This is a genomic window from Yinghuangia soli (assembly GCF_021502675.1).
Taxonomy (GTDB): domain Bacteria; phylum Actinomycetota; class Actinomycetes; order Streptomycetales; family Streptomycetaceae; genus Yinghuangia; species Yinghuangia soli.
In genome coordinates, this window is sequence record NZ_JAKFHA010000038.1 from 7971 (window position 1) to 16713 (window position 8743).

At 70.9% G+C, this 8743-nt stretch carries 10 protein-coding genes; all 10 read left to right on the top strand.

From position 1 onward, the window contains the following. Positions 1–121 precede the first annotated feature (121 nt). From LZ495_RS36690 to LZ495_RS36735, 10 genes are read left to right on the top strand one after another with little or no spacing between them, the layout of a single operon-like run. On the top strand, positions 122–430 hold the full coding sequence (locus tag LZ495_RS36690; RefSeq protein ID WP_235057493.1) for a hypothetical protein: 309 nt from the start codon (positions 122–124) through the stop codon (positions 428–430). A gap of 47 nt (positions 431–477) precedes the next feature. Next, the gene (locus LZ495_RS36695) at positions 478–819 is read left to right on the top strand and encodes a DUF5361 domain-containing protein (RefSeq protein WP_235057494.1); all 342 of its coding nucleotides are present in this window, start codon (positions 478–480) and stop codon (positions 817–819) included. A 9-nt stretch (positions 820–828) separates the two neighbouring features. Next, the gene (locus LZ495_RS36700) at positions 829–1452 is read left to right on the top strand and encodes a hypothetical protein (RefSeq protein WP_235057495.1); all 624 of its coding nucleotides are present in this window, start codon (positions 829–831) and stop codon (positions 1450–1452) included. A gap of 9 nt (positions 1453–1461) precedes the next feature. Then, a complete protein-coding gene (locus tag LZ495_RS36705; protein WP_235057496.1) occupies positions 1462–2613 on the top strand; it encodes a hypothetical protein in 1152 nt (383 codons plus the stop codon). A gap of 5 nt (positions 2614–2618) precedes the next feature. Beyond that, positions 2619–3533, top strand: coding sequence for a phage distal tail protein (locus tag LZ495_RS36710; RefSeq protein WP_235057497.1), 915 nt, complete (start codon positions 2619–2621; stop codon positions 3531–3533). A 42-nt stretch (positions 3534–3575) separates the two neighbouring features. Beyond that, positions 3576–4613 carry a hypothetical protein gene (locus LZ495_RS36715; RefSeq protein ID WP_235057498.1) on the top strand — a complete coding sequence of 346 codons (1038 nt, stop codon included), beginning with the start codon at positions 3576–3578 and terminating at the stop codon, positions 4611–4613. Then, positions 4610–5515, top strand: coding sequence for a phage distal tail protein (locus LZ495_RS36720; RefSeq protein WP_235057499.1), 906 nt, complete (start codon positions 4610–4612; stop codon positions 5513–5515). The genes LZ495_RS36715 and LZ495_RS36720 overlap by 4 nt, the downstream gene beginning before the upstream one ends. Positions 5516–5545: 30 nt before the next feature. Beyond that, entirely contained in the window at positions 5546–6577 is a 1032-nt protein-coding gene (locus LZ495_RS36725; protein ID WP_235057500.1) for a hypothetical protein, read from the top strand. Next, complete coding sequence (locus LZ495_RS36730; RefSeq protein ID WP_235057501.1) at positions 6574–7692, top strand: hypothetical protein; 1119 nt, start codon at positions 6574–6576, stop codon at positions 7690–7692. Before LZ495_RS36725 ends, LZ495_RS36730 begins: the two co-directional genes overlap by 4 nt. After that, complete coding sequence (locus tag LZ495_RS36735) at positions 7692–8411, top strand: hypothetical protein (protein WP_235057502.1); 720 nt, start codon at positions 7692–7694, stop codon at positions 8409–8411. The genes LZ495_RS36730 and LZ495_RS36735 overlap by 1 nt, the downstream gene beginning before the upstream one ends. The last annotated feature ends 332 nt before the right edge of the window (positions 8412–8743 follow it).

Sequence of the window (8743 nt, forward strand, 5' to 3'; positions counted from 1 at the left end):
GCCCCGCCCCCCGGGGCGCCCGCCGCCCCCCCCCCCCCGCCCCCCGCGCGCCCCCCCCCCCCCCGCCCCGCCCCCCCCCGCGCCCCTTTGCCTTGCCCCACCACCTTCAGGAGGACCATCCATGCCCCGTTTCGACGTGAACGCCGCCCGCGCCCAGCGCCTTGAAGCCCTAGGCCGTGACTGGGAGTTCGAGATCGACGGCGAGACGTACTCGCTGCCCACGGAACTGCCGCGCCAGAAGGCGAAGGCCCTGCAGGCGCTGGACGACAGCGATGTCGAAGGCCTGTTCACGCTGCTGATGGGCGAGGACCAGTACGCCCGCTTCACGACGCACGAGATGAGCATGCAGGACGTCGCCGCGATCATCACCGCGTACGGAAGCGAGACGGGGATGGGCCTGGGGGAAGGCTCGGCCTCGGCGAGTTCGTAAGCGAACACGCCGAGGCCCTGGAGGCCGACCTGCTTCGTTTCTACGGAGTGGACCTGCTGGATTGGCACCGGGGGACGCTGAGTTCGCGCCGATTGCAGGTGTTGATCGCCCACCTCCCGCAGGACGCGCACGTCATGCGGGCCATACACGGCGAGTCGGCGGAGTGGTCGCTGACCGATCACCTGCTGGCGGCAACGGTCGACCATCTCGCTGTCGCCAATTGGATGTTCGCCGCGGTGAACCGCGATGAGGACAGCGAGATAGCAGAGTACCCGACGCCGATCCCCCGCCCCGGAATCGACGAGGACCGGGACGAGGACGCCGATTACGCAGAAGCCGATTTTCCGACGAGCCGGCCTTCCGAGCTCGCCGCATTCTTCAGCAGATAGGGCAGGCCAATGAGCACACCGATAGGACCCGGCGGCACCGAACCGATCACACTGCCCGGCCTCGACCTCAAGTTCACCGCGCTCAAGAAGGAAGTCGAAGGCGTCAAGTTCGTCGCAGCCGGCGCGGCCATCACCGGCCAGCTCCTCAAGGTCGACATGAGCCTCGTCAAGATCGACGAGAAGGCGATCACCTTCAAGGGCCGGGAACTCCATCGCTGGGGATGGTCGCTGGACAAACCGTCGGATCGAGACAAGCGCAAACGTGACAACGCGGCTGCCAAAGCGCTGCCCGACCTCGCCAAGGCGGAAGAGAGCAGCCTGAAGGCAGCGAAGGCGCGTTCTCGGGCCGACGCGGCGAAGACACGGGCCGACATGAGGAAGCTCAACAAGGAAGCGGACCGCCTGGCAGAGAAGGCCAGGAAGCAGCACGAGAAGGTCGCGGAGCACGTCAGGAAAGTGTCGACAAAGACCACGGCTTTGGATCGCAAGGTAAGGCAGCAGCGGGCCGAGACCAACAAACTTGTGAACTGGTTCAAAAGCCGCACCAAGGAAGTCGAAAACGCGCAGAAGACACTCGATTTCTCGCTCGCCCAATTCGAGAGTCGACTCGCCAAGCTCAGCAAGCAGATTTAGGCGGCGCACATGTCTCTGACCAGATCCTTGAACGCCCTGCCCGCCGCTTTCGACCGTGTACAGAGGAGTTCACTCGCAGCAACCAATCGGCTGAAAAACGTCGGCGATGCCGCCGACCGCACCGAACGGCAAATCAGTCGGATCAAGAAGACCGCGGACCTCGCTGACAACGGGCTCGGCAAGATCAAGAACGGCGGGCAGGCCGCCACCGCCTCGTTCAAAAATCTCGGGAATCCCGCTCTCCAAGCCGACAAGCGCCTCGACGGGGTCAAGAAGTCAGCTCAGGCCGCCGACCAAGCCATGGGCAAGATCCAGAAGTCCGCGGGGCAGGCCGGTACCGGCCTTTCCGGGATCAAGAACCATGCGGATCAGGCCGACAAGGCCTTCGGTACCGGCAAGAAGGGCGCCGAGGGGTTCAGCGGCGCGGTCAACACGCTCAAGACCTCCGCCGACGGCGGGCGCGACTCGCTGCGGAGTGTGAAGACCCAGGCGGACGACGTCGAGAAGTCCGTCGGACTCGCGGGCAAGACCGCCGGAGGCGCCGGCAAGGCGGCGTTCAGCGGGCTCGGGGAAGGCCTGCTCGGCGCCGAGAAGGGCCAGAAAGCCCTCAACACCGCGATGAAGGGCAGCCTCCTCGGTGCCGTCATCGCGCTCGTGCTGCCGCTCATCGAGCACTTCGGCGGGCTCGACCGGATCATCCAGGTCGTCTCCGACAACTTCGTCAAGGGCGTCACCTGGATGCGGGACGGCATCAAGCCCGTCATCGAAGGCATCGTCAACTTCTTCACGCTGCCCGCCCGCATGGCCACCAAGGCCATCAACTTCATCATCGACCAGGTCAACAAGCTGCACTTCAAGATGCCCGGGTGGCTGGGCGGCGCGGAGTTCGGGTTCAACATCGCCCGGGTGCCCGAGGTCATCCCGGCGCTCGCGGCGGGCGGCATCGTGCGGGCCACGCCCGGTGGCCGCTTGGCACGCATCGCGGAAGGCGGCGAGGCCGAAGCGGTCATCCCGCTCTCGAAGTTGGAGAAGTACCTCGCGCTCGGCCGCAACGGCGGTCCGCAGTCCGGGTTCCACATCGAGAACTACTACGAGGCCGGTGGCGCAGGTCCCCGTCAGGTCGCCGAGCAGCTCATGTTCCTCGCGAAGGCCCGGGGGTGAGCGCCGTGGCATCTGCCGCACTGGCAGCCGTACGGGAAGAACCCGGCTCACTCATCACCCGCAACGGGCAGATGCAGTGGGCCGGATTGCTGTTCGGGCCCGATACGCCCTTCCAGATCGCCTCCGAAGGCCTCACCGGCTGGGAGGACCTTCCCGGCCTCGACTCGGGCGACGCGCCGCGCCCCACCGCGCACGGCTCCTGGGCCGGAGGCCTCCTCGCGCAGGCGCGTACTGTCACGGCGCAGGTCTGGCTCGCCCCGCAAGCCGGCGCCGAGGACCATGAAATCCGTTCCGTGCTCCAGCAGTTGCGGCGCGCGACGATGGTCTCCGATACCGAGCAGTGGCTCGCGGTGCGGCTGTACGGCGAGACGCTGGCCTGCCGGGCCCGCGTGCTGCAGCGCGTGGTGCCCGCCGACCGGCAATTCGCCCGGTACGGCATCGCCAAGGCCACCATCCAGTGGACCGCCGTCGACCCCCGCCGCTACGAGGCCGCCGAGCAGTCCGCCGAAACCGGGCTGCCGCAGGGCGAATCCGGCCTGGTCTGGCCGCTGGCGTGGCCGCTGGTCTGGGGCTCCGGCGCCTCCGGCGACCTGGTCGCGGACAACGCCGGCAGCGCCCCCGCGCACCCGGTCATCACGCTGACAGGCCCGTGCAGCGGCCCGCGGCTGACCGTCGCGGAGACCGGCGCGACGCTCGCGTACGACATCGAACTGGCCGCCGGGGACCGGCTGGTCATCGACACCGCCGAAGGCACGGTGCTGCTCAACGGCAGCGCCGAACGCAACTACACGGCACTCCCCGGCAGCCACCCCGAGCAGGCCTTCACGCTCCCCGCCGGCAGCACCGCGGTGGCGTTCCGGGCCGCGGAAGGCGGTCCCGCCGCCTCGGCGTCGCTGCGTTGGCGCACCGCGCACTGGTGACCGCGGCGCAGACCGAGTCCCCGAACCGACAGGAGAAGAACCATGACCGTACGCAGCGCATGGCTGCCCGCGAACCAGCAGAGCCGTTCGGACACCCGGCTCGCCCCGACCGGGACGATGTCCCCCACCGGTCCGCTCACCAGCCGCCCCGGAGCACTCCCCGGCGGAACCCCTCTCCTCGCCACCGGCGTCGCGGCCATGCAGGTACGCATCGACCCAGGCCGCGCGGTGATCCAGGGCACTGCGCTGCAGGGCGCGTATCCGGTGGTGCTCTCCGAGGCCGAGACGCTCACCGTCGCCGACGGCGACGCGCAGTACGCCCGGATCGACCTGGTCGTCCTGCAGGTCTACGACCACGACTACGACGCGTCCGGGCAGACCGCGGGCGTGCTGCGCCTCATCAAGGGAGTCGCCGCGGCAGGCCCGCAGGTGCCGGCCACCCCGGCCGCCGCGCTGGCCCTGTGGAGTATCGCGGTCCCGTCCAAGGCCTCGGCGGGTACCGGCGGCATCACCTGGGCGAGCGCCCTGACCGACCTGCGGGTCTACACCGTGGGTGCGGGCGCGATCCTGCCCGCGGCCGGCGACACCGCGCCGGGTGCCTACGTCGGCCAATACCGGGACACCGGAAGCGCGTTGGAGCGCTGGAACGGTTCGGCCTGGACGGCCTACCCGGCTCCGGCGGCCCCGGTGGGAGTGTGGCAGCCCTACACGCCGACCTGGCGGTCCGACGGCGCGGCGCCGGCCGTCGGCAACGGATCCCTGAGCGGCGCGTACACGAAGATCGGCAGGACCGTGCACGTGCGCGGCCGGCTGCAGATCGGGTCGACGACGGTACTCGGCAGCGGCGCTTGGTTCTTCGGGCTGCCGGTGCCGGCCGCGGTCGGCGCCATCGCGGGCATCATCTGGGCGTTCGACGTGGGCATCGCGATCAACACCGGCGCGGTCTTCATCGAGGACAACCGCACCGAGATCGTGGCGTTCACCAGCGGCTCGGCATTTCCCTGGTCCGTGAGCCGTCCGCAGCCGTGGGCGGCCGGCGACCACTTGAATTTCACGCTCACCTACGAGTCGGCCTCATGACCGCTGCACCCGCAGTTCTCGCCTCGGCCCCCGGCAGCCTCCTCACCGAAGACGGGCAGCTCGAATGGAACGGCCTCGTCGTCGGCCCCGGCACACCGTTCCAACTCGCCGCCGAGGGCCTCACCGGGTGGGCCGATCTCCCCGGTATCGACTTCGGCGATGCCAACCGACCCGCCCAGCACGGTGCTTGGGCCGGGGAGGCGCTCGCGCAGCCGCGTACCGTCGGTGCCACCGTGTGGATCCTCGCGGACTCCCCCGGCGAAGCCGCCGACCTGCTCGACGCGTTCTGCCGCGCGACGGCACTCGGCCGGAGCGAGGACTGGCTGGCCGTCCGCACGCACGGCCGCACCCACGCGGTGCGCGGCCGCGTGGCGCAGCGGGTGGTGCCGCTGGACCGGCAGTACGCCCGGAACGGCGTCGCGAAGGCGGCCGTCCAGTGGGTGTGCACCGACCCGCGCCGCTACACGCCGGACGAGGCGACCGCCGAGACCCCGCTGCCGCAGCGCGGCCTGGGCATGCCGTACCCGCTGGTCTACCCCGTCGGCTACGGCGATCCGGGGGCGAGCGGCTCGGTCGACGCCGAGAACACCGGCAACGCCGGTACCTATCCGGTGATCACGGTCACCGGCCCGGTGCGCATGCCGCGCATCGTCAACCAGGCCACCGGCCTCGTCCTCGAGTACGACATCGAACTCGGCGCGGGCGAGCGCCTGACCGTCGACACCGCCGAGGGCACCGTGCAGCTCGGCGCGGGTGCGTCCCGCCTGCACACGGCCACCGTGGCCAGCGCTCCCGAGCAGGCCTGGACGCTCGTCCCGGGCCGCAATCCGGTCGTCTTCCGGGCCCCGGAGGGCGGCGCCGGGGCGCGGGCGTCGCTGCGCTGGCGTTCGGCCTTCCTGTAGTCCCTGTTCTCCTCATTGGAGGGAAATCCCATGGCAGTACGCGTTGGACGGCTTGCCAGCGGCATGACGGCCGAGGACCACCGCCTCGCGGCCGCACTGACGATGACCCCGGAGACGGGGCTCGCGACGCGGGGCGGCTGCATGCCGGGCGGCCTCGCCTTCACCGGCGTGTCCGCCATGACCGCGAGGATCTCGCCGGGCCGGGCGTGGATACCCGGCGGCAGTACCGCCGCCCAGGGCGGTTACGCGGTGGCCGTGGACGCCGACACGGACCTGACGTTCGGCAACGGCGACGCCGCCAATCCGCGGATCGACTCCGTCGTGGTGCGGGTGTACGACACGGCGTACGACGCGTCCGGCCAGACGCTGGGCGCGGTCGAGATCGTCAAGGGCACCCCAGCGGCCGCCCCGGCCGCGCCGCTGCTGCCGGTCTCCGCGGAGCGGCTGTTCAACGTGGCGGTCCCGGCCGGCGCGTCGGCCGGCGGCGGGGGCATCACCTGGGCGACGGCCGTCTCGGACCAGCGCCGCTACACGGTGTCCCTTGGCGGCATCGTGCCGATCAGCAGCGGCTGGAACGGCGTGTACGTCGGGCAGTACCGCGACAGCGGCGGCCTGCAGCGCTGGACCGGCAGCAGTTGGCAGAGCTACTTCCCGACCCCGGGTGCGTGGACCGCCTACACCCCGTCGTGGGACATCAGCGGTATGACGAACCCCGTCCTGGGCAACGGCACGATCAAGGGCCGCTACCAACTGATCGGCAAGACGGTCGTCTTCGCGGTCCGCATCGCCATGGGATCGACCACCACCTACGGCGGCAGCGGCTTCTACCGGGTCACCGTGCCCATCCCGTCGGCCCCGAACGGCCTGCCCGCGCACATCGCGTGCACCGCCAACGACGTCAGCGACGGCGTGATGCGCTCCGGGCGCGGCGTCCTGGAGCCCGGTTCCGACCGCGTCAACGTGATGTTCACCGACAACGTGGACTACTGGAAGCCGGGCCAGCCGATCCCCTGGGCCGCCGGCGACACCCTGGCGTTCTCCGGCACTTACGAGATCGCATGACCGCCGTCTACCGCGCGCTGTTCTGCGACCTGCGCACCGACGAGGTCCTGGACGCGCTTCCGCTGACCGGCATCCAATTCGACGACTACATCGGCAAACCCGGCTCGCTGTCGGGCAGCATCCCGCTGCCGGACGCCGCGCTCGCGGAGCGGGTCCGGCGCATCGTGCCGGGCCGCACCGCGGTGTGGATCGAGCGCGACCGGGACATCTGGTGGGGCGGCATCGTGTGGACCGCGGTACGCCGCAGCCCGCAGCGCGGTGCCCCCGCGGCGCTGGAGATCCAGGCCGCGACCTGGGACAGCTACCTGGACCACCGGATCCTGTTCGACACCTACGTCGCCGACAACATGGACCAGTTCGACCTGGTCCGCGGCCTGATCGACGAGGTGCAGCAGGAGACGGGCGGCGACATCGAGATCACCGCCGACTACGGGCAGGTCTCCGGCGTCGCCCGGACCCGCACGTTCAGCCGGTTCGACCTGCCGGTGGTCGGCGCCGTCATCCGCGAACTCGCCGACATGGAGAACGGGTTCGAGTGGCGGATCGCGAGCTACCGCGATCCGGGCACGAACCGCCGCGTCAAGCGCCTGCAGCTCGGCCATCCGAGGATCGTGACCGGGACCACCGACATCGTGCTGGACTTCCCGGGGCCGGTGCTCGGCTACGCGTTCTCCGAGGACGCCACCGGCCGCGCCACGCACTGGCAGGCGCGCGGTGCGACGGCCAACGAGGACCAGTCCGCCGAGACCACGCCGACGATGTCCGCGGTACGTGCGGTCCCGGGCGCGATCGGCGCGGGCTGGGCGCGGCTCGACGGCAGCAGCGACCACTCCACCATCGCGAACTCCGAGACGGTGGACGCGAATGCCGCGGCCGACCTGGACCGGGCGTGGCGGCAGCACACCATCCCGGAGATCACCGTGGCCGTGGACGGCCGGGTGACCCCGGCACTGCTCGGTGCGCGGATCCGGCTGCGGATCCGGGACGTGTGGCATCCCGACGGGTTCGACCAGAGGTTCCGGATCGTCGGGCTGTCGGTCACCGCGCCGGCCCGCGGCCAGGCCGAGACCGCGCAGCTGTATCTGGAATCGCTGGTATCGCCGGAGGAGGACTGATGGCCGCGATCCCGCAGGACCTGCTCGACCGGATCCGCGATCTGGAGCGGGAAGTACGCCAGTTGCAGGGCCGGGTGAACATCCGCCCGGCGATGAACAAGGTACTGAAGGGCAACGTCAGGATCGGCGAGGGCGGCAGGCTGATCGTCGAGGACGACGACCAGTCGCCGCTGCTGTACACCGGGGGCATCGTCCCGGACCGGCCCGACGGGACCACGCAGCGCGGCACGCTGATGTGGCGGGACACCGGCGAACTGGCGTTCGCGCTGCACGCGGGCACCAACGGCAAGCAGAGCCTGACGGTGATCGACGGCAGCGGCAACCAGGTGTTCCGGACCGTGGACCAGGGCCTCGCCCGCCCGTTCCTGCCGCTGCCGATGTACCCGGTGCCGTTGGCGCAGTGGCCGTCGACCGCGTCGGGCTCGTTCGAGGCGCTGTGGAGCGGCGAGGTGGCCCGGCAACAGCCCAAGATCCGGGTCGCAGCGGTGGTCTGGAACAACACTGCGGGCGCCACCGGGCAGGTCCGGCTGACCATGGACGGCACACCGGTCGGCGCCGTGCTTCCCGCGGACAACGCTTCGACGAAGTGGGCGATCTGGGACGTCGCGGTGCCGGGCGGCGCGATGCAGGCCATGAACCTCGTGATCGAAGGGCGGGTCGCCTCCGGGGGCGGGTCGCTGCACTGCCGGATGTTCGAAGCGCATGGAGGCGACTGGTGAGCACCCCCGCAGAGCCGCAACCGCAGCCGAAGCCGCAGTCGCCGTCGGAATCGCCGTCGGATCCGACTGGAAGTCCCCTGCCTCCTCCTCCCCCACCGCCGCCCCCGTGGCCGTCCGCGGAGACCGGTCCGCCGCCCGGGCCGCCCCCGGCGCCTCCCGCGCCGCCGCCTCAGGAGCCGGGGACGCTGGTCCGGGTCGTCGAGGACGCCCCGGAGCGGCACGGCGACCAGCACGCGCGGTAGGCGGCGGACAGCACACGAAGAACGGCGCACGAAAGCGGGTGGGGGGCCCCCCCCCCGCCACCGGGGCCCCCCCCCAGGTTGGGGTGGGCC

Bases quoted from the DNA above. Each gene is read 5' to 3' on its own strand.
- LZ495_RS36725 (WP_235057500.1), top strand. From the start codon at position 5,546: ATGGCAGTACGCGTTGGACGGCTTGCCAGCGGCATGACGGCCGAGGAC.
- LZ495_RS36700 (WP_235057495.1), top strand. From the start codon at position 829: ATGAGCACACCGATAGGACCCGGCGGCACCGAACCGATCACACTGCCC.
- LZ495_RS36690 (WP_235057493.1), top strand. From the start codon at position 122: ATGCCCCGTTTCGACGTGAACGCCGCCCGCGCCCAGCGCCTTGAAGCC.
- LZ495_RS36715 (WP_235057498.1), top strand. From the start codon at position 3,576: ATGACCGTACGCAGCGCATGGCTGCCCGCGAACCAGCAGAGCCGTTCG.
- LZ495_RS36735 (WP_235057502.1), top strand. From the start codon at position 7,692: ATGGCCGCGATCCCGCAGGACCTGCTCGACCGGATCCGCGATCTGGAG.
- LZ495_RS36720 (WP_235057499.1), top strand. From the start codon at position 4,610: ATGACCGCTGCACCCGCAGTTCTCGCCTCGGCCCCCGGCAGCCTCCTC.
- LZ495_RS36730 (WP_235057501.1), top strand. From the start codon at position 6,574: ATGACCGCCGTCTACCGCGCGCTGTTCTGCGACCTGCGCACCGACGAG.
- LZ495_RS36705 (WP_235057496.1), top strand. From the start codon at position 1,462: ATGTCTCTGACCAGATCCTTGAACGCCCTGCCCGCCGCTTTCGACCGT.